Annotated in this window: 21 protein-coding genes; 13 read left to right on the top strand and 8 right to left on the bottom strand. The window is 56.1% G+C overall.

What is annotated here, in order from left to right; translation table 11 throughout:
• Positions 1 to 5: 5 nt before the first annotated feature.
• Together kdsD and AFK63_RS16465 are read right to left on the bottom strand one after the other, a co-directional pair.
• Complete coding sequence (gene kdsD / locus AFK63_RS16470) at positions 6 to 992, bottom strand: arabinose-5-phosphate isomerase KdsD (RefSeq protein WP_038865526.1); 987 nt, start codon at positions 990 to 992, stop codon at positions 6 to 8.
• Between the two features lie 15 nt (positions 993 to 1,007).
• The gene (locus AFK63_RS16465) at positions 1,008 to 1,985 is read right to left on the bottom strand and encodes a calcium/sodium antiporter (RefSeq protein WP_038865525.1); all 978 of its coding nucleotides are present in this window, start codon (positions 1,983 to 1,985) and stop codon (positions 1,008 to 1,010) included.
• A 233-nt stretch (positions 1,986 to 2,218) separates the two neighbouring features.
• On the opposite strand from AFK63_RS16465, the gene mlaF reads away from it, so the two are divergent.
• From mlaF to murA, 7 genes are all read left to right on the top strand, one after another.
• Positions 2,219 to 3,034: a phospholipid ABC transporter ATP-binding protein MlaF gene (gene mlaF, locus AFK63_RS16460; protein WP_038865524.1), complete on the top strand. Its 816-nt coding sequence runs from the start codon at positions 2,219 to 2,221 to the stop codon at positions 3,032 to 3,034.
• Positions 3,035 to 3,041: 7 nt separating this feature from the next.
• Positions 3,042 to 3,824: a lipid asymmetry maintenance ABC transporter permease subunit MlaE gene (gene mlaE, locus AFK63_RS16455; RefSeq protein ID WP_038865523.1), complete on the top strand. Its 783-nt coding sequence runs from the start codon at positions 3,042 to 3,044 to the stop codon at positions 3,822 to 3,824.
• A 3-nt stretch (positions 3,825 to 3,827) separates the two neighbouring features.
• Positions 3,828 to 4,379 (top strand): outer membrane lipid asymmetry maintenance protein MlaD, encoded by a 552-nt coding sequence (gene mlaD, locus AFK63_RS16450; protein ID WP_038865522.1) that lies wholly within the window; start codon positions 3,828 to 3,830, stop codon positions 4,377 to 4,379.
• A gap of 15 nt (positions 4,380 to 4,394) precedes the next feature.
• Complete coding sequence (gene mlaC, locus AFK63_RS16445; protein WP_038865521.1) at positions 4,395 to 5,024, top strand: phospholipid-binding protein MlaC; 630 nt, start codon at positions 4,395 to 4,397, stop codon at positions 5,022 to 5,024.
• Positions 5,024 to 5,326 carry a lipid asymmetry maintenance protein MlaB gene (gene mlaB, locus AFK63_RS16440; protein ID WP_038865519.1) on the top strand — a complete coding sequence of 101 codons (303 nt, stop codon included), beginning with the start codon at positions 5,024 to 5,026 and terminating at the stop codon, positions 5,324 to 5,326. Before mlaC ends, mlaB begins: the two co-directional genes overlap by 1 nt.
• 124 nt (positions 5,327 to 5,450) lie before the next feature.
• On the top strand, positions 5,451 to 5,708 hold the full coding sequence (gene ibaG, locus AFK63_RS16435) for a BolA family iron metabolism protein IbaG (RefSeq protein ID WP_038865517.1): 258 nt from the start codon (positions 5,451 to 5,453) through the stop codon (positions 5,706 to 5,708).
• A 52-nt stretch (positions 5,709 to 5,760) separates the two neighbouring features.
• Complete coding sequence (gene murA, locus AFK63_RS16430) at positions 5,761 to 7,020, top strand: UDP-N-acetylglucosamine 1-carboxyvinyltransferase (protein ID WP_038865515.1); 1,260 nt, start codon at positions 5,761 to 5,763, stop codon at positions 7,018 to 7,020.
• A 145-nt stretch (positions 7,021 to 7,165) separates the two neighbouring features.
• Here murA and sfsB read toward each other — a convergent pair whose 3' ends face one another.
• Together sfsB and ispB are read right to left on the bottom strand one after the other, a co-directional pair.
• The gene (gene sfsB, locus AFK63_RS16425) at positions 7,166 to 7,429 is read right to left on the bottom strand and encodes a DNA-binding transcriptional regulator SfsB (protein ID WP_007673194.1); all 264 of its coding nucleotides are present in this window, start codon (positions 7,427 to 7,429) and stop codon (positions 7,166 to 7,168) included.
• Between the two features lie 321 nt (positions 7,430 to 7,750).
• Positions 7,751 to 8,722: an octaprenyl diphosphate synthase gene (gene ispB / locus AFK63_RS16420; RefSeq protein WP_038865513.1), complete on the bottom strand. Its 972-nt coding sequence runs from the start codon at positions 8,720 to 8,722 to the stop codon at positions 7,751 to 7,753.
• A gap of 257 nt (positions 8,723 to 8,979) precedes the next feature.
• Between ispB and rplU the strand changes: the two genes are divergently transcribed.
• The 4 genes from rplU (at position 8,980) to cgtA (ending at position 11,817) form a co-directional block, all read left to right on the top strand.
• Positions 8,980 to 9,291, top strand: a complete 312-nt coding sequence (gene rplU / locus AFK63_RS16415; RefSeq protein ID WP_004385077.1) for a 50S ribosomal protein L21 — start codon at positions 8,980 to 8,982, stop codon at positions 9,289 to 9,291.
• Positions 9,292 to 9,310: 19 nt separating this feature from the next.
• Entirely contained in the window at positions 9,311 to 9,568 is a 258-nt protein-coding gene (rpmA, locus tag AFK63_RS16410) for a 50S ribosomal protein L27 (RefSeq protein ID WP_004385076.1), read from the top strand.
• 94 nt (positions 9,569 to 9,662) lie between these two features.
• Entirely contained in the window at positions 9,663 to 10,628 is a 966-nt protein-coding gene (locus tag AFK63_RS16405; protein ID WP_038865511.1) for a DMT family transporter, read from the top strand.
• Between the two features lie 16 nt (positions 10,629 to 10,644).
• Positions 10,645 to 11,817 carry an Obg family GTPase CgtA gene (gene cgtA, locus AFK63_RS16400; RefSeq protein ID WP_038865509.1) on the top strand — a complete coding sequence of 391 codons (1,173 nt, stop codon included), beginning with the start codon at positions 10,645 to 10,647 and terminating at the stop codon, positions 11,815 to 11,817.
• A 60-nt stretch (positions 11,818 to 11,877) separates the two neighbouring features.
• Here cgtA and pmrB read toward each other — a convergent pair whose 3' ends face one another.
• From pmrB to dacB, 3 genes are read right to left on the bottom strand one after another with little or no spacing between them, the layout of a single operon-like run.
• Entirely contained in the window at positions 11,878 to 12,939 is a 1,062-nt protein-coding gene (gene pmrB, locus AFK63_RS16395; protein ID WP_038865507.1) for a two-component system sensor histidine kinase PmrB, read from the bottom strand.
• Positions 12,936 to 13,598, bottom strand: a complete 663-nt coding sequence (gene pmrA, locus AFK63_RS16390) for a two-component system response regulator PmrA (RefSeq protein WP_038865505.1) — start codon at positions 13,596 to 13,598, stop codon at positions 12,936 to 12,938. The genes pmrB and pmrA overlap by 4 nt, the downstream gene beginning before the upstream one ends.
• 2 nt (positions 13,599 to 13,600) lie before the next feature.
• Complete coding sequence (gene dacB / locus AFK63_RS16385) at positions 13,601 to 15,034, bottom strand: serine-type D-Ala-D-Ala carboxypeptidase (protein ID WP_038865503.1); 1,434 nt, start codon at positions 15,032 to 15,034, stop codon at positions 13,601 to 13,603.
• A gap of 247 nt (positions 15,035 to 15,281) precedes the next feature.
• On the opposite strand from dacB, the gene greA reads away from it, so the two are divergent.
• Entirely contained in the window at positions 15,282 to 15,758 is a 477-nt protein-coding gene (gene greA / locus AFK63_RS16380) for a transcription elongation factor GreA (RefSeq protein WP_038865501.1), read from the top strand.
• 209 nt (positions 15,759 to 15,967) lie between these two features.
• On the opposite strand, the gene yhbY is transcribed toward greA, so the two are convergent.
• Entirely contained in the window at positions 15,968 to 16,261 is a 294-nt protein-coding gene (gene yhbY / locus AFK63_RS16375) for a ribosome assembly RNA-binding protein YhbY (RefSeq protein WP_004385067.1), read from the bottom strand.
• 124 nt (positions 16,262 to 16,385) lie between these two features.
• Between yhbY and rlmE the strand changes: the two genes are divergently transcribed.
• Positions 16,386 to 17,015: a 23S rRNA (uridine(2552)-2'-O)-methyltransferase RlmE gene (gene rlmE / locus AFK63_RS16370; protein WP_004385066.1), complete on the top strand. Its 630-nt coding sequence runs from the start codon at positions 16,386 to 16,388 to the stop codon at positions 17,013 to 17,015.
• The last annotated feature ends 49 nt before the right edge of the window (positions 17,016 to 17,064 follow it).

The raw sequence follows: 17,064 nt of genomic DNA, 5'->3' as shown, positions 1-17,064 counted from the left end.
CTTTGTTACACCACGCCTGCGCGCAGCAAATCATGCATATGTATCACACCGCGCAACTGGTCGCCATCAGCCACCATGACGGAAGTAATGTGACGCGTCTGCATCAGGTTAAGCGCATCGACTGCGAGCGTGCCCGGACGCACGCGAATTCCGCCCGGCGTCATCACGTCGACAATCTTCATCTGATGCAGATCGCCGCCCATATCGAAGACGCGGCGCAGGTCGCCGTCGGTAAAAACACCCTCAATTTTCATCAGGTCGTCGCAAATCACCGTCATGCCGAGATTCTTGCGGGTGATTTCCAGCAGCGCATCACGCAGCGACGCCTCTTTGCTGACGTGCGGGATTTCATCGCCGGTGTGCATGATGTCATTGACGCGCAGCAGCAGCTTACGTCCAAGCGCGCCGCCCGGATGGGAGAGCGCAAAATCTTCAGGCGTAAAGCCGCGCGCTTTCAGCAGCGCGACCGCGAGCGCATCGCCCATCACCAGCGTCGCTGTGGTGCTGGTGGTCGGCGCGAGGCCGAGCGGGCAGGCCTCCTGTGGCACTTTCACACACAGGTGGATATCCGCCGCTTTCGCCATCGCGCTCTCCGGACGACCAGTAATGCAGATAAGCTGCACCTGGAGACGCTTAAGCACCGGGATCAGCGCCAGAATTTCGTTGGATTCGCCCGAGTTGGAAATCGCAATGACGATATCCTGCCCGCTCACCATGCCTAAATCGCCGTGGCTCGCCTCCGCCGGGTGCACAAAGAACGAGGGCGTGCCGGTGCTGGCGAACGTCGCCGCCATTTTTTTACCGATATGGCCCGATTTGCCCATTCCCATGACCACGACTTTGCCGCGGCAGTAGAACATGCTTTCGCAGGCGCGTGCAAAATCGGCGTTGATGTACTGATCCAACTGGGCCAGACCTTCGCGTTCAATGGTCAGGACATCCTTCCCTGCCTGTTCAAAGTCAAAACCCGGCGGTAAATCTAGTTGTGACATAAATGCGCTTCCGATTCATCCAACGAGACGCGGCGACGCCCAGAACAGCATCACCATCCAAACGATAAACCCACATAATAATCCGGCGCCGGTTTTTTTACCGAGATACTGCTCAGGACGCCAGCACAGCACCACGAAAATGACGCTGACCAGCAGCATCACGCCATAATCGCGTGTAAACGCCAGCGAATCGAAACGTCCGGGTGCCAGCAGCGCGGGCAAGCCAGGCACGATCGCCAGATTGTAAACATTCGAGCCGATAATATTGCCGATGGCGATATCGTCTTCGCCCTTGCGCGCCCCGGCAATGGCGGTAGCCAGCTCCGGCAGACTGGTGCCGATAGCGATGGCGGTCAGGCCGACGGTCAGTTCGCTGATGGCAAAACCGTGAGCGAGCACCGTGGCGTTATCGACCACCATGCGCGTCGCCATCGGCATAATGATTAGCGCAACGCCTAACCAGAGAAACGCCACCGAGCGACCGCCTTCTCGCGGCAGTTCGGCGAGCTGCTCGCGTGTCAGGCTGTCGTTGCCCTGACGTTCCGCCTGGCGCGCCATGCGGATGATAAACCATAAATACGCGGCGGCGATGAGCAACAGAAAGAGGCCTTCAGCGCGCGCGAGCACGCCATCCCACAGCACCAGCGCGGCCAGCGCGCTGACCAGCAACATGGCGGACAACTCGCGGCGCAGCATGGACGAGTGCGCCGCGAGCGGGCGGAGCAGCGCCGTTAATCCGGCTATCAGCAGAATATTGGTAATATTCGAGCCTATCGCCGTGCCGACAGCGAGACTGGTTTCGCCATGCAGCGCGGCGGCGACGGAGACGATGATTTCGGGCAGGGAGGTGCCGATACCGACCACGGTAATGCCAATCAACAGCGGCGGCACGCCAAGGCTACGGCAGAGAAGCGAGGCGGCGAAAACCAGACGATCGGCGCTGTATACCACCAAAAGCAAACCAATAATCAACAGCGCCGTAGCTAAAAGCATGCAAAGTCCTTTCTTCAGGTATAATCGCCGGTCCACTGTGCCTGAGTCGCTGGCCGCGCATACAGATCGTTAAAGAACGAAGTAAACTCTTAATTTTGACCAGATGCGCGCCAAAAGTAAAACAAATGCCAGCTTTCGCTAACCTCATCCGGGGATATTCTGTAAAAATAGCCCCTTTGCGGTGTCGACTGGCGCCATTATGAACAACTCTGCGAACGATAAAGGATGCGTTGATGAGCCAGATCGGTGACACATTGATTGACGTGCGTGGCGTGAGCTTTACGCGCGGCAACCGATCTATTTTTGACAATATCTCGCTTACCGTTCCGCGCGGTAAAGTGACCGCCATTATGGGGCCGTCGGGGATTGGTAAAACCACGCTGCTGCGCCTGATTGGCGGGCAAATCGCGCCGGACTGCGGCGAAATCCTCTTCGATGGTGAAAACATTCCCGCCATGTCTCGCTCGCGCCTCTATGAAGTGCGCAAACGCATGAGCATGCTGTTTCAGTCCGGTGCGCTGTTTACCGATCTGAACGTATTCGAGAACGTCGCCTATCCGCTGCGTGAACATACCCGTCTGCCGGAACCGCTGCTGCACAGTACCGTGATGATGAAGCTCGAAGCGGTGGGGTTGCGCGGGGCGGCAAAACTCATGCCGTCTGAACTCTCTGGCGGTATGGCCCGCCGCGCGGCGCTGGCGCGCGCGATTGCGCTGGAGCCGGAGCTGATTATGTTTGACGAGCCGTTCGTCGGTCAGGACCCGATTACCATGGGCGTGCTGGTGAAGCTGATTTCCGAGCTGAACAGCGCGCTTGGCGTCACCTGCGTGGTGGTGTCGCATGACGTGCCGGAAGTCCTGAGCATTGCGGATTATGCTTACATCGTCGCCGACAAACGGATTGTCGCGCAGGGCAGCGCGCAGGCGCTGCAAGAGAATACCGATCCGCGCGTGCGTCAGTTCCTCGACGGTATCGCCGACGGGCCGGTGCCTTTCCGCTATCCCGCCGGGGATTATCACCACGATCTGATTTCGCCAACAGGGAGTTAGTCTGCTCATGCTGTTAAATTTACTGGCGTCGATGGGGCAACGCGGACTGAAATTCAGCGCCTCCTTCGGTCGCGCCGGGCTGATGTTATTCAATGCCATCGTCGGCAAGCCGGAGTTTCGCAAACACGGCCCGCTGCTGATGCGCCAGCTCTATCATGTGGGCGTTCTGTCGATGATTATTATCATCGTCTCGGGGCTGTTTATCGGCATGGTGTTAGGGCTGCAGGGCTATCTGGTGTTAACCACCTACAGCGCCGAAACGAGCCTCGGGATGCTGGTGGCGCTGTCGCTGCTGCGCGAACTCGGGCCGGTAGTGGCCGCACTGCTGTTCGCAGGCCGCGCCGGATCGGCCCTGACCGCGGAAATCGGGCTGATGAAAGCGACCGAACAGCTCTCCAGTATGGAGATGATGGCGGTCGACCCGCTGCGCCGTGTGATTTCGCCGCGCTTCTGGGCGGGCGTGATATCGCTGCCGCTGCTGACCATTATTTTCGTGGCGGTGGGCGTCTGGGGCGGTTCGCTGGTGGGCGTCAACTGGAAAGGCATCGATGCTGGCTTCTTCTGGTCCGCCATGCAGGACGCCGTCGACTGGCGTATGGATCTGATTAACTGTTTGATAAAAAGCGTGGTGTTTGCCATTACGGTGACCTGGATTGCGTTGTTTAACGGTTACGACGCGATCCCGACATCGGCGGGAATTAGCCGGGCAACTACACGTACCGTTGTGCACGCTTCGCTGGCCGTGCTCGGCCTTGATTTTGTGCTTACCGCATTGATGTTTGGGAACTAACGCATGCAAACGAAGAAATTTGAGATTTGGGTTGGCGCTTTTATGCTGGTGGCGCTGCTGGCCGCGCTGTTCATCTGTCTGAAAGTGGCGGATGTCACCTCGCTGCGGGCCGAACCGACATACCGGCTGTATGCCACCTTTGATAATATCGGCGGCCTGAAACCGCATTCGCCGGTGCGCATCGGCGGCGTGGTGATTGGCCGGGTTTCCGACATTACGCTCGATCCGAAAACTTACCTGCCGCGTGTCGCGATGGATATCGAACAGCGCTACGATCATATCCCGGATACCAGCTCGCTGGCGATTCGCACGTCTGGTCTGCTGGGGGAGCAATATCTGGCGCTGAACGTCGGTTTTGAAGATCCTGAGCTGGGAACCACTATCCTTAAGGATGGCGGCACGATTCAGGACACGAAATCCGCCATGGTGCTTGAAGATCTGATTGGCCAGTTCCTCTATAAGAGCAACAGCGGCGACAACCAGAAAGAGGGTGGTGAGCAGGGCTCTGCCGCCGAACCGGATAACGCGACGCCGCCTGCCGGCGCGACGAACTAATCAGGAGAAACGGATATGTTTAAACGTCTTTTAATGGTCGCCATGCTGGTGATTGCGCCGCTCGCTACGGCGGCGGATCAGTCTAACCCGTATAAACTGATGAATGAGGCGGCGAAAAAAACGTTTGATCGCCTGAAAAACGAACAGCCGAAAATCCGCCAGAACCCTAACTACCTGCGCGATATCGTCGATCAGGAACTGTTGCCGTATGTGCAGGTGAAATACGCCGGTGCGCTGGTGCTGGGCCGCTACTATAAAGAAGCGACGCCGGCGCAGCGCGAAGCCTACTTCGCCGCGTTTCGTGAATACCTGAAACAGGCTTACGGCCAGGCGCTGGCGATGTATCACGGCCAGACATACCAGATAGCACCGGAGCAGCCGCTCGGCGATGCGAATATTCTGCCGATTCGCGTGACCATCGTCGACCCGAACGGCCGCCCGCCTGTGCGTCTGGATTTCCAGTGGCGTAAAAACAGCCAGACCGGCAACTGGCAGGCGTATGACATGATCGCCGAAGGCGTGAGCATGATTACGACCAAACAGAACGAGTGGAGCGATCTCCTGCGCCAGAAAGGCATTGATGGCCTGACCGAGCAGCTGAAATCTATCTCTCGTCAGCCGATAACGCTGGATCAGAAGCAGTAATGTCTGCGGAACTGCACTGGGAACGTCATGAGGCGCAGTTGCGCTTACGCGGTACGCTGGATCGCGAAACGCTGACGCCCCTGTGGGAGCAACGGCATCACGCGACCGATGGGCTGCAATGCATCGATCTTAGCGGTCTTATGCGCGTCGATACCGCCGGGCTGGCGCTGCTGGTGCAACTGGTCGCGCTGGCGCAGACCTGCGGGCGTCGTGTGACGCTTGAAGGCATGAGCGATAATCTGACGACGCTTGCGAAACTTTACAACCTGCCGGAAAGCCTGCTGCCGACCCCGACAAACTAATATTTTCAGCACGTTACTGACAAAGCCCCGTCCGGCTACACGGCGGGGCTTTTTTGCTTGTTTAAGACAGCGCCACTTTGCTCTAAGATGTTGGGCTGTTTTCACTGAATAATGAATAAAGCCCATGGAAAATCATGAAATTCAGACGGTGCTGATGAACGCACTGCCTCTCCAGGAAGTCCACGTCTCCTCCGGCGATGGCAGCCACTTTCAGGTCATTGCTGTGGGTGAGCTGTTTGCCGAGATGAGCCGCGTGAAAAAACAGCAGGCGGTCTATGGCCCGCTGATGGAGTTCATCGCCGATAACCGCATTCACGCGGTCTCCATCAAGACGTTTACGCCCCAGGAATGGGAACGCGAGCGCAAACTCAACGGTTTTTGAGCTGTGGGCGCTACGCCGGCAGCAAGTGATTGAATAACAGAGAACAGTTCTGATGGATAAATTTCGTGTGCAGGGGCCGAGCCGCCTTTCTGGCGAAGTAACGATCTCAGGGGCGAAAAACGCCGCCCTGCCGATCCTTTTTGCCGCCCTGTTGGCTGAAGAGCCTGTAGAAATTCAAAACGTACCGAAGCTGAAAGATATCGATACCACCATGAAGCTGCTGAGCCAGCTCGGGATGAAAGTGGAGCGTAACGGCTCCGTCTGGATCGATGCAAGCCAGGTGAATATCTTCTGTGCGCCATATGAGCTGGTGAAAACCATGCGCGCCTCTATCTGGGCGCTGGGCCCGCTGGTGGCGCGTTTCGGCCAGGGCCAGGTGTCCCTGCCGGGCGGCTGTGCCATCGGCGCGCGTCCGGTCGATTTACACATTACCGGTCTTGAGCAACTGGGCGCGGAAATCAAACTGGAAGAGGGCTATGTCAAAGCATCCGTCCAGGGCCGTCTGAAAGGCGCGCATATCGTGATGGATAAAGTGAGCGTTGGCGCGACCGTGACGATTATGTCCGCCGCGACGCTTGCTGAAGGCACCACCGTTATCGAAAACGCCGCGCGCGAGCCGGAAATCGTCGATACCGCGAACTTCCTGAATACCCTCGGTGCGAAAATTACCGGTCAGGGTACAGACAAAATCACCATCGAAGGCGTTGAGCGCCTCGGCGGCGGCGTTTATCGCGTGCTGCCTGACCGCATCGAGACCGGGACTTTCCTGGTGGCCGCAGCGATTTCCGGCGGTAAAGTGATGTGCCGCAATACCCGTCCTGATACGCTGGACGCCGTGCTGGCGAAACTACGCGAAGCGGGCGCTGATATCGAAACCGGCGAAGACTGGATAAGCCTTGATATGCATGGCAAACGCCCGAAAGGCGTTAACGTGCGTACCGCGCCGCACCCGGCGTTCCCGACGGATATGCAGGCGCAGTTCACGCTGCTGAACCTGGTGGCTGAAGGAACCGGCGTTATCACCGAGACCATTTTTGAAAACCGTTTCATGCACGTGCCGGAGCTTATCCGTATGGGCGCGCATGCGGAAATCGAAAGCAATACCGTTATCTGCCACGGCGTTGAGAAACTCTCCGGCGCTCAGGTGATGGCGACCGATCTGCGCGCTTCCGCAAGCCTGGTGCTGGCGGGCTGCATCGCGGAAGGCACTACGGTCGTGGATCGTATTTATCATATCGATCGCGGTTATGAAGGCATCGAAGATAAGCTGCGTGCGCTGGGCGCCAACATTGAGCGTGTAAAAGGCGAATAATCTTTTCTCCGCATCGCGGAGCAGAGCGTTAAGCCTGCCGGAAATCGCTGAGAATCAGCGGCTTCCTGCAGGCTTTTTTATTGGCTGGCACATGAACGTCATACTGTGACGAGCGCAGAACAACCGGGGCGAGACCCCGGCGCTGTCAGCGATGACGGATCAGACGTGAGCGATCGATAAATTCATGCGTGACCGGATCGTGATAGCGCGACGGCCAGATGATCCAGGGTTCGGTACCGAGCGCTTCGGCAATGATCTTCTCGCCTCTCGGCCAGGGGCGCGTTAGCGCATTGGCGAGCGTTGAAGAGCTAAGACCCGCTTTGCGGGATTCCGCTGCCAGCGATGACCCCTTTTTGCGTAGCGCGGCGACGATATCGGCGGGGTGCCAGTCGATAAACTTACGTTCCATGCTTCCTCCCTGTTACGGCATTGAGACCCCCTGAACAGCTCCTGCAGGAGCTGATTGATCATTTATAGCACAAAATTTTCTAAAACGTTCCAGTTACTTTTGGTTGTATCCAGAAGTGTGGCAGTAACCACAAAGCGAATGTAAGTGCTGTAACTGCCTGCGTCAGAGGCGATCCCTGACCGATCGTGTCGTGACGCAGGGATCGAGGCATTAAAAGAAGGCCAGAAAGAATAAGGTTATCTGGAAAGCAAACGGGCTACAGACATGCAAAACGCGCGAATAAGCGCAGAAACTTTCCGCGCCGACGGGCGCGGAGAAGGATTAATGGTCGCGCTGGACCGACATATGCGCAAGCGCGATCAGCGCGTCGCGCCAGGGGGAAGGGGGAATAATTTCAAGCGCGGCGATAGCTTTATCGGCCTCTTCTTCAGCACGGGTGCGTGTCCACGCGAGCGAGCCGCAGGCTGCCATCGTTTCGAGCACGGGATCCAGCAGATGTCGCCCGTTGCCCTGTTCGATCGCTTCGCGGATCATCTGCGCCTGCGCAGGCGTACCGTTATGCATCGCATGCAGCAGCGGGAGCGTCGGTTTGCCTTCGTTGAGATCGTCGCCCACATTTTTGCCCAGACGTTCGCCGTCAGCGCTGTAGTCCAGGAGATCGTCGATCAACTGGAAAGCGGTGCCGAGATAGCGCCCATAGTCCTGCAATGCGCGTTCCTGCGCCTCGCTGGCGCCTGCCAGGATGCCGGAACACTGCGCCGCCGCTTCGAAAAGCCGCGCGGTTTTGCTGTAAATCACGCGCATGTAGCTCTCTTCGGTGATATCGGGATCGTTGACGTTCATCAGCTGAAGGACTTCGCCTTCCGCGATGACGTTAACGGCTTCGGACATCACTTCAAGCACCTTAAGCGACCCCAGGCTTGTCATCATCTGAAACGCACGGGTGTAAATAAAATCTCCCACCAGAACGCTGGCGGCGTTGCCAAATGCGGCATTCGCCGTCGCTTTGCCACGACGCATATCGGATTCATCCACAACATCGTCATGCAGCAGCGTGGCGGTGTGAATGAACTCAATAAGCGCGGCGATAGTGATATGCGCTTTTCCCTCGTAACCGAGCGCGCGCGCAGCGAGCACCGCAATCATCGGGCGAATGCGTTTACCGCCGCCGCTGACAATGTAATAGCCCAGCTGATTGATAAGCTGCACGTCGGAATTGAGCTGTTCAAGGATGGTCGCGTTGACACCGGCCATATCTTGCGCGGTTAACTCATTAATTTTTTCTAAATTCATCGCAAAAGTCTGGCTATCGTCCTGTTTACCACAGTCTGTAAGGGAGAAGGTAAGGATAGTGGATTCTAAATGTAGTACAGATTGTACCGGAAAAACGCGGCAGATAAACGCCGCCGTCACGGTTGTGTTTTTTTTCCGCACTGAACAACAAACGGGCTTGTCAAAGGCTCGCAATTTGCGTAATATTCGCGCCCTATTGTGAATATTTATAGCGCACTCTGATCATGCAAAAGGCGTGCGCGGAAGCGGAGTTCTATATGTACGCGGTTTTCCAAAGTGGTGGTAAACAACACCGAGTAAGCGAAGGTCAGACCGTTCGCCTGGAAAAGCTGGACATCGCAACTGGCGAAACTGTTGAGTTCGCTGAAGTTCTGATGATCGCAAACGGTGAAGATGTCAAAATCGGCGTTCCTTTCGTTGATGGCGGCGTAATCAAAGCTGAAGTTGTTGCTCACGGTCGTGGCGAGAAAGTTAAAATCGTTAAGTTTCGTCGCCGTAAACACTACCGTAAGCAGCAGGGCCACCGTCAGTGGTTCACTGATGTGAAAATTACTGGCATCAGCGCCTAAGACCTGAGGAGAGATTTAAATGGCACATAAAAAGGCTGGCGGCTCCACACGTAACGGTCGCGATTCAGAAGCTAAACGCCTGGGCGTTAAGCGTTTCGGTGGCGAATCCGTTCTGGCGGGTAGCATCATTGTTCGTCAACGTGGTACCAAATTCCACGCTGGCAACAACGTAGGTTGCGGTCGTGACCACACTCTGTTTGCTAAAGCAGACGGTAAAGTGAAATTTGAAGTTAAAGGCCCGAACAACCGTAAATACATCAGCATCGTTGCTGAGTAAGGTTTTCTCGGTCCGGTAACGGATTAAAGCCCCGCAACCTGTTGCGGGGCTTTTTACATTGGAAACCCGGTAATTTTTCTGTAGGGAAACGGGCATGAAGCAGCAGGCCGGCATTGGTATTCTTTTGGCGCTCACGACCGCAATGTGCTGGGGTGCGCTGCCAATTGCAATGAAGCAGGTACTGGAAGTGATGGAGCCGCCTACAGTGGTGTTTTATCGTTTCCTGATGGCAGGCATTGGGCTTGGGCTGATCCTTGCTATCAAAGGCCGGCTGCCGCCGATGGGCTTATTTCGTAAACCGCGCTGGCTGGTGTTACTGGCGATAGCGACGGGGGGCCTGTTCGGCAACTTCATCCTGTTCAGTTCTTCCCTGCAATATCTCAGTCCGACGGCTTCCCAGGTGATAGGGCAGCTCTCGCCGGTCGGCATGATGGTGGCGAGCGTTCTGATCCTTAAAGAAAAGATGCGCGGTACGCAGATCATCGGGGCATTGATGCTGCTTTGCGGGCTGGTGATGTTTTTCAACACCAGCCTGATAGAGATCTTTACACGTCTGACCGATTACACCTGGGGTGTGATTTTCGGGGTGGGCGCGGCGACGGTCTGGGTCAGTTATGGCGTCGCGCAGAAGGTGCTGCTGCGCCGTCTGGCCTCGCAACAGATCCTCTTTTTGCTGTACACTTTATGTACTATCGCGTTGTTGCCGCTGGCGAAGCCGGGCGTGCTGTTCCAGCTCAGCTCATGGCAACTCGCCTGCCTTATTTTCTGCGGCCTGAATACCCTGGTGGGGTATGGTGCGCTGGCAGAAGCGATGGCGAGATGGCAGGCGGCGCAGGTTAGCGCCATTATTACGCTTACCCCACTGTTTACGTTACTGTTTTCAGATTTGTTATCTGTTGCCTGGCCCGATTTCTTCGCCAGACCGATGCTGAACCTGTTGGCTTATCTCGGTGCGTTTGTCGTGGTTGCGGGTGCGATGTATTCCGCCATTGGTCACCGTCTTTGGGGACGGTGGCGCAAAAGCGAAGCGGCAGGAGTACTCCCCCGCTCGGGCGAATGAATTACGGAGAAGTAAAATGAAGTTTGTTGATGAAGCTACGATCCTTGTCGTGGCAGGTGATGGCGGTAACGGCTGCGTAAGCTTCCGTCGTGAAAAATATATTCCGAAAGGCGGCCCGGACGGCGGTGACGGCGGCGACGGCGGCGACGTCTGGCTTGAGGCCGATGAAAACCTCAACACCCTTATCGATTACCGTTTTGAGAAATCCTTCCGCGCCGAGCGTGGTCAGAACGGCCAGAGCCGCGACTGCACCGGTAAACGCGGCAAAGATGTGACAGTCAAAGTGCCGGTCGGAACGCGCGTTATCGATCAGGGTACGGGCGAGACGATGGGCGACATGACCAAACACGGTCAGCGCCTGATGGTCGCCAAAGGCGGCTGGCATGGCCTCGGCAATACCCGCTTCAAATCTTCTGTTAACCGCACTCCACGCCAGAAAACTATGGGCACGCCGGGCGAGAAACGCGATCTGCAGCTGGAGCTAATGCTGCTGGCGGATGTCGGCATGCTCGGTATGCCGAACGCCGGTAAATCCACCTTCATTCGCGCAGTCTCCGCTGCGAAGCCGAAAGTGGCGGATTATCCGTTTACCACGCTGGTGCCAAGCCTTGGCGTTGTGCGTATGGATAACGAAAAAAGCTTTGTGGTCGCGGACATTCCGGGTCTTATTGAAGGCGCAGCGGAAGGCGCGGGCCTCGGTATTCGCTTCCTGAAGCATCTTGAGCGTTGCCGCGTACTGCTGCACCTGATCGATCTTGATCCGATCGATGGCTCCGATCCGGCAGAAAACGCCCGTATCATCGTGGGCGAACTGGAGAAATACAGCGAGAAGCTGGCCTCTAAGCCGCGCTGGCTGGTCTTCAATAAAATCGACCTGCTTGATCGCGATGTCGCTGAAGAGAAAGCGAAAGCCATCGCTGAAGCGCTGGGCTGGGACGATAAATATTATCTTATCTCTGCCGCAAGCCAGATGGGCGTGAAAGATCTCTGCTGGGACGTGATGCACTTCATCATTGAAAACCCGGTGGTTCACGAAGACGAAGCGAAGCAGCCTGAAAAAGTCGAGTTCATGTGGGATGACTATCATCGCCAGCAACTCGAAGAGATGGAAGCGGAAGCGGAAGAAGAGTGGGATGACGACTGGGACGAAGATGACGACGAAGGCGTCGAAATCGTGTATCAGCGTTAACAAAAAGGGCCGGGAAACCGGCCTTTTTTATTTCTGTTCTGAATGTTTGAGATGTATTTATTACTGATTCATTACCTCTGGCAGCCAGCATGACGCCGCCAGTCCTCCGTCAGGGGCATCTTCCAGCATTAACCTGCCGCGGTGCAAATGCACGATACGCTGCACGATACTGAGCCCCAGACCACTGCCACCGTATCGCTGATCCAGCCGCCGGAATGGTTCGGTGATGGCCTGACGCTGCGCCTGCGGAATGCCTGGCCCTTCATCAATCACGTTCAGGCGACTACCACTGGAATCAGGCACAAGCTCCACTACGATGCGGCTGTTCTCCGGGCTGTAACGCGAGGCGTTTTCCAGCAGGTTGCGCAGCATGAGGCGCAGCAGCACTGCATCTCCCTGAACATCCAGCGCCATCTCATCAGCGGGCCAAATGATATTCTGCCCGCGTTGTTCCGCCAGTTCGTCCAGCTCGCTGCGCAGCGGGGCAAGAATATCCTTGCACCAGCGTAGCGTTTCATAATGCCCACTGGCGAGCGCCTGGCCTGCGCGCGACAGCATCAGCAGCTGCTCAACGGTATGCATCAGCCGATCGATGCGGGCGAGCAGCGGCGTCGCCTGCGCGATACCTGACTGTTCCATTAGCTCCAGATGTAGCCGGATACCCGCCAGCGGTGTGCGCAACTCGTGCGCGGCATCGGCGGTGAACAGGCGTTCCTGCTGAATGGTGTGGTCGAGGCGTGAAAAGAGCTGATTAAGCGACAGCGTGACCGCGCTTATCTCTTCCATGGCAGAATCGACCGGGACAGGGGAGAGATTATCCGCTGAACGGTTAGCAAGCGTGCGGCTGAGCTGGCTGAGCGGACGTGTGATCCACGTTACCGCCCAGAAAGAGAAGAAGAGCGTAAACCCGACCATCACCAGCGAAGGCACCAGCAAAGAGGCGATAGCCTCGCGGATTTCTTTTTCGACATGAACGGTACGGGATTTTGCCGACAGCGTCTCATTTACCAGAAAACTGATTTGCTCGCGGCTTTCATGCCAGAGCCAGATAACGCTCACTAACTGACAGAAGAGAAGGATTAGCGCCAGCATCAGCATCAGCCGACGGCGCATACTGTTCATAACTGACGCTCCAGCCGGTAGCCTACGCCGCGAACGGTGCGGATGCGGGTTTTGCCGAGCTTGCGGCGCAAATTATGGATATGCACTTCGAGCGTGTTGGAACTGGGGTCGTCCTGCCAGCTATAAATATCCTGTTGTAAGGTTTCGCGGTGCACCGTCTGGTCGATACGCATCATCAGACGCGCTAACAGTGCGAACTCTTTCGGCGTCACTTCCACAGGCTGACCCCGCAGCAGTACCTGCTGGGTTTGCAGATTAAGCGTAATGTCGTCGTGCTGCAGCAGGTTATCGCTATGACCCTGATAGCGGCGGATCAGCGCCCGTACGCGGGCGTGAAGTTCCGCCAGCGCGAAGGGTTTAACCAGATAGTCGTCGGCGCCCGCATCAAGGCCGCTCACGCGATCCTCAAGCGCGTCGCGCGCCGTGAGGATAAGCACCGGCGTGCTGATGCCGCTGCGGCGCCACTGGCGTAACAGCGTCGCGCCGTCTTTATCTGGCAGGCCTAAGTCGAGGATAATCAGGCTGTATTCGCCACTTTGTAGCAGCGCATCGCCCTGCGCCGCGCTACCGGCGCAATCCAGCGCATAGCCCTCGTTGCCGAGCGCCATCGCCAGCCCTTCCTGTAACAGCAGATCATCTTCGACTATCAGCAGCTTCATCGTTAGTTATTCTGGTATAGATCGCGGTAGAGCCGGCTTTCGAAACGCACCAGCGGAATACGGCGGTTGCGCTGGTCGGCAGGCTCCACGGCGTAGCCGGAAAGATACTGAACGAACGCCATCCGTTGTCCGCTGGCCGTGGTAATAAAGCCTGCCAGGTTATAGACCCCCTGCAGCGAGCCGGTTTTTGCGGATACTTTGCCATCGACACCCGCCTCGTGCAGGCCTGCGCGATAAAGGAGCGAACCGTCGTGCCCTGCCAGCGGCAGCATGGAGATAAAATTCAGCTGACTGTCGTTGCGAGCGATGTACTGCAGCACCTGCATCATTGTCGCGGGCGCTATCAGATTATGGCGCGACAGGCCGGAACCATCCACCACGATAGTATTGCCTAACTCCACGCCCGCTTTCTGGCGAAGGATCTGACGGACCGCATCGGCACCCGCGCGCCAGGTGCCCGGCACGCCGTAAAAGTTACGTCCAATGGTACGAAACACCGTGTCGGCGATCATATTGTCGGATTTTTTTAACATGACGCGCAAAAGATCGTGCAGCGGCGGCGACTGTCGGCTGGCGATGACTGTACCCGGGTCGTTGGTTTGCGTCTGGCGCAGCAGCGTGCCGGTATAAGCGATGCCCGCTTGTTTAAGCTCCGCTTTGAGTATCGCGCCAGCATAGCCCGCGCCATCCTGGATTGCGAAAGCCAGCGGTAAAGGATCGGCGCGCTGCGTCATACAGCCCGTGAGCGTATAGCGGTTAAGATCGCCCGTCACGACGTCAAGCTCGCAATACTGGGCTTCCGAGGAGCCGCGCGGCAGGGTTTTTACCTGGCTGTAGACGTTAACAGGGTAATAAGACGCAATGCGCACAAATGCCGGTTCGCCCGCCTGCTGAGCGCTATAGAGCGACACGGAAAAACAGTTGCGGTCGACGATAGCGGCGGAGGGCGGCGCGCTGAAGCACTGGGTCATATCATTCCACGGCCAGCCCGGCGCTTTGTCGTGGCTGGCGAACGCAGAGGTGTCGATCAGCACGTTTCCTTTTATTTGCTGAACGCCTGCTTTTTTTAGCGTCGTCACCATATTGCGCATATCCTGGCGCTTAAAGGTGGGGTCGCCCGTGAAACGCGCGATCAGATCGCCATCAAGCACGCCATTCCGCACCTCGCCGCGGCTTTCCAGCGTCGTGGTGAAGCGATAGTCCGGGCCAAGCTGCAACAGCGCAGCCAGTGCCGTGATCACTTTTTGCGTACTGGCGGGCAACGCCATCTGCTGGCTGTGAAAATCAATCTCAGGGGAGCTGGCTCCGACTTTTTGCACCATCAGGGCGAGATTCGCGCCGGCGGGTAACTGATTGATATACTCTTCGACATTGGCGGCACTGGCATTCAGGGCTACACTGGTGGTCAATCCGACAGCAAATCTGGAAAATCGCATAATCTCGCGGTAACAGCTGGAAACGTGCCGTCATACTAAGGCGCATCACCCTGCAAAGTAAACGATGACCCTTCGGGAACTTCAGGGTAAAATACGTATCAAATTGCAAAATCGTTCCTGACCTGGGGCTTCGTCTCCGGGTCAGTTTTCTTTTGTTTGCCGTCCGGGGCTGGAAGGTTTTCCGGACTGGCGTGCAGCCGGAGCGGGCTGTGAACCGTTCTTAACAGGACAGTGAGAGGTATAACAAATGCAACCTATTCCGATGACCTTACGTGGCGCTGATAAACTTCGCGAAGAACTGGAGTTCCTTAAATCCGTTCGTCGCCCGGAGATCATTGCCGCTATCGCCGAAGCCCGCGAGCACGGCGATTTGAAAGAGAATGCGGAATACCATGCCGCTCGCGAGCAGCAGGGGTTCTGCGAAGGGCGTATTAAGGATATTGAAGCTAAGCTTTCGAATGCCCAGGTGATTGATATCACCAAAATGCCCAACAATGGTCGCGTGATCTTTGGCTCCACCGTGACGGTGTTGAATCTGGATACCGAGGAAGAGCTGACGTACCGTATCGTTGGCGACGACGAAGCGGATTTCAAACAGAATCTTATTTCTGTGAATTCGCCTATCGCGCGCGGTCTGGTAGGTAAAGAGCTGGACGACGTGGTGACCATAAACACCCCGGGCGGTCAGGTCGAGTTTGAAATTATCAAAGTCGATTATCTGTAAGAACGGCCGTTTTTGCGTTATGAGGCGCGTCTGACAGACAGATCCGCTCTGCAACGCGTTAAGCCTCAATCCGCATGACAGCCATGTCGTTCAGTTTGTAAAGAAAGGAAAAAGGCCGCTAAGCGGCCTTTTATCAACAAACGGAGCGTGGCATTTTGCTCCCTTGCCTGTAGTTTGCGACTTCTGCGATGGTTCGCAGAACCCACAGCTTAGCGGGGCAGCGAAATTTTACGTTCCTTTGACGGGCGGTAGAGCACCAGCGTTTTCCCGATGACCTGTACGTTACAGGCGCCGGTTTCACGCACGATGGCATCCACAATCAGGGTCTTGGTTTCGCGGTCTTCAGTGGCGATCTTCACCTTGATTAACTCATGGTGCTCAAGCGCTTGTTCAATCTCGGCCAGTACCCCTTCGGTCAAACCATTGTTGCCAAGCATAACCACCGGCTTGAGCGGATGGGCGAGACCTTTCAGGTGCTGTTTTTGTTTAGTACTCAGATTCATCGTATTTTTTGCTTACGTTGGGATTGAAAACGGGTCATTCTACCGCCATCTCCCAATTATCGCCAAATGGCAATACGTGGGTTTTTGAGCCTGCGGCTCACGATGAACCCGGATGGAATGTGAAATGACAGGTAAAAAGCGTTCTGCCAGCTCCAGTCGCTGGCTACAGGAACACTTTAGCGATAAATATGTTCAACAGGCGCAGAAAAAAGGGTTACGTTCCCGTGCCTGGTTTAAACTTGATGAAATACAGCAAAGTGACAAAATTTTTAAACCGGGAATGACTGTCGTCGATCTTGGCGCGGCACCCGGTGGTTGGTCACAGTATGTGGTCACGCAAATCGGAGGAGCAGGCCGTATTATCGCTTGCGATCTTTTACCAATGGATCCTATCGTTGGTGTGGACTTCCTTCAGGGCGACTTTCGTGATGAATTAGTTATGAAAGCGTTACTGGAACGCGTGGGCGACAGTAAAGTACAGGTTGTCATGTCAGATATGGCACCGAACATGAGCGGGACTCCGGCTGTAGATATTCCCCGCGCCATGTATCTGGTGGAACTGGCGCTCGAGATGTGTCGAGACGTGCTGGCACCGGGCGGTAGTTTTGTAGTTAAGGTGTTTCAGGGCGAAGGTTTCGATGAGTACCTGCGGGAAATTCGCTCCCTGTTTACGAAGGTGAAAGTTCGTAAACCGGACTCTTCTCGTGCCCGTTCACGTGAAGTGTACATTGTAGCGACCGGGCGCAAACTATAGTACCCTGACGCTGTTTGTTAACACAGTTGTAATATGAGGTTAATCCCTT

Source organism: Cronobacter muytjensii ATCC 51329 (genome assembly GCF_001277195.1).
In the GTDB taxonomy this organism is placed as follows: Bacteria; Pseudomonadota; Gammaproteobacteria; order Enterobacterales; family Enterobacteriaceae; genus Cronobacter; species Cronobacter muytjensii.
This window is presented reverse-complemented; position numbering and strand designations above follow the sequence as displayed.

What these genes read in the sequence shown, in the direction of transcription:
- kdsD (WP_038865526.1), bottom strand. Translation starts at nt 992, where the DNA reads ATGTCACAACTAGATTTACCGCCGGGTTTTGACTTTGAACAGGCAGGG.
- AFK63_RS16465 (WP_038865525.1), bottom strand. Translation starts at nt 1,985, where the DNA reads ATGCTTTTAGCTACGGCGCTGTTGATTATTGGTTTGCTTTTGGTGGTA.
- mlaF (WP_038865524.1), top strand. Translation starts at nt 2,219, where the DNA reads ATGAGCCAGATCGGTGACACATTGATTGACGTGCGTGGCGTGAGCTTT.
- mlaE (WP_038865523.1), top strand. Translation starts at nt 3,042, where the DNA reads ATGCTGTTAAATTTACTGGCGTCGATGGGGCAACGCGGACTGAAATTC.
- mlaD (WP_038865522.1), top strand. Translation starts at nt 3,828, where the DNA reads ATGCAAACGAAGAAATTTGAGATTTGGGTTGGCGCTTTTATGCTGGTG.
- mlaC (WP_038865521.1), top strand. Translation starts at nt 4,395, where the DNA reads ATGTTTAAACGTCTTTTAATGGTCGCCATGCTGGTGATTGCGCCGCTC.
- mlaB (WP_038865519.1), top strand. Translation starts at nt 5,024, where the DNA reads ATGTCTGCGGAACTGCACTGGGAACGTCATGAGGCGCAGTTGCGCTTA.
- ibaG (WP_038865517.1), top strand. Translation starts at nt 5,451, where the DNA reads ATGGAAAATCATGAAATTCAGACGGTGCTGATGAACGCACTGCCTCTC.
- murA (WP_038865515.1), top strand. Translation starts at nt 5,761, where the DNA reads ATGGATAAATTTCGTGTGCAGGGGCCGAGCCGCCTTTCTGGCGAAGTA.
- sfsB (WP_007673194.1), bottom strand. Translation starts at nt 7,429, where the DNA reads ATGGAACGTAAGTTTATCGACTGGCACCCCGCCGATATCGTCGCCGCG.
- ispB (WP_038865513.1), bottom strand. Translation starts at nt 8,722, where the DNA reads ATGAATTTAGAAAAAATTAATGAGTTAACCGCGCAAGATATGGCCGGT.
- rplU (WP_004385077.1), top strand. Translation starts at nt 8,980, where the DNA reads ATGTACGCGGTTTTCCAAAGTGGTGGTAAACAACACCGAGTAAGCGAA.
- rpmA (WP_004385076.1), top strand. Translation starts at nt 9,311, where the DNA reads ATGGCACATAAAAAGGCTGGCGGCTCCACACGTAACGGTCGCGATTCA.
- AFK63_RS16405 (WP_038865511.1), top strand. Translation starts at nt 9,663, where the DNA reads ATGAAGCAGCAGGCCGGCATTGGTATTCTTTTGGCGCTCACGACCGCA.
- cgtA (WP_038865509.1), top strand. Translation starts at nt 10,645, where the DNA reads ATGAAGTTTGTTGATGAAGCTACGATCCTTGTCGTGGCAGGTGATGGC.
- pmrB (WP_038865507.1), bottom strand. Translation starts at nt 12,939, where the DNA reads ATGAACAGTATGCGCCGTCGGCTGATGCTGATGCTGGCGCTAATCCTT.
- pmrA (WP_038865505.1), bottom strand. Translation starts at nt 13,598, where the DNA reads ATGAAGCTGCTGATAGTCGAAGATGATCTGCTGTTACAGGAAGGGCTG.
- dacB (WP_038865503.1), bottom strand. Translation starts at nt 15,034, where the DNA reads ATGCGATTTTCCAGATTTGCTGTCGGATTGACCACCAGTGTAGCCCTG.
- greA (WP_038865501.1), top strand. Translation starts at nt 15,282, where the DNA reads ATGCAACCTATTCCGATGACCTTACGTGGCGCTGATAAACTTCGCGAA.
- yhbY (WP_004385067.1), bottom strand. Translation starts at nt 16,261, where the DNA reads ATGAATCTGAGTACTAAACAAAAACAGCACCTGAAAGGTCTCGCCCAT.
- rlmE (WP_004385066.1), top strand. Translation starts at nt 16,386, where the DNA reads ATGACAGGTAAAAAGCGTTCTGCCAGCTCCAGTCGCTGGCTACAGGAA.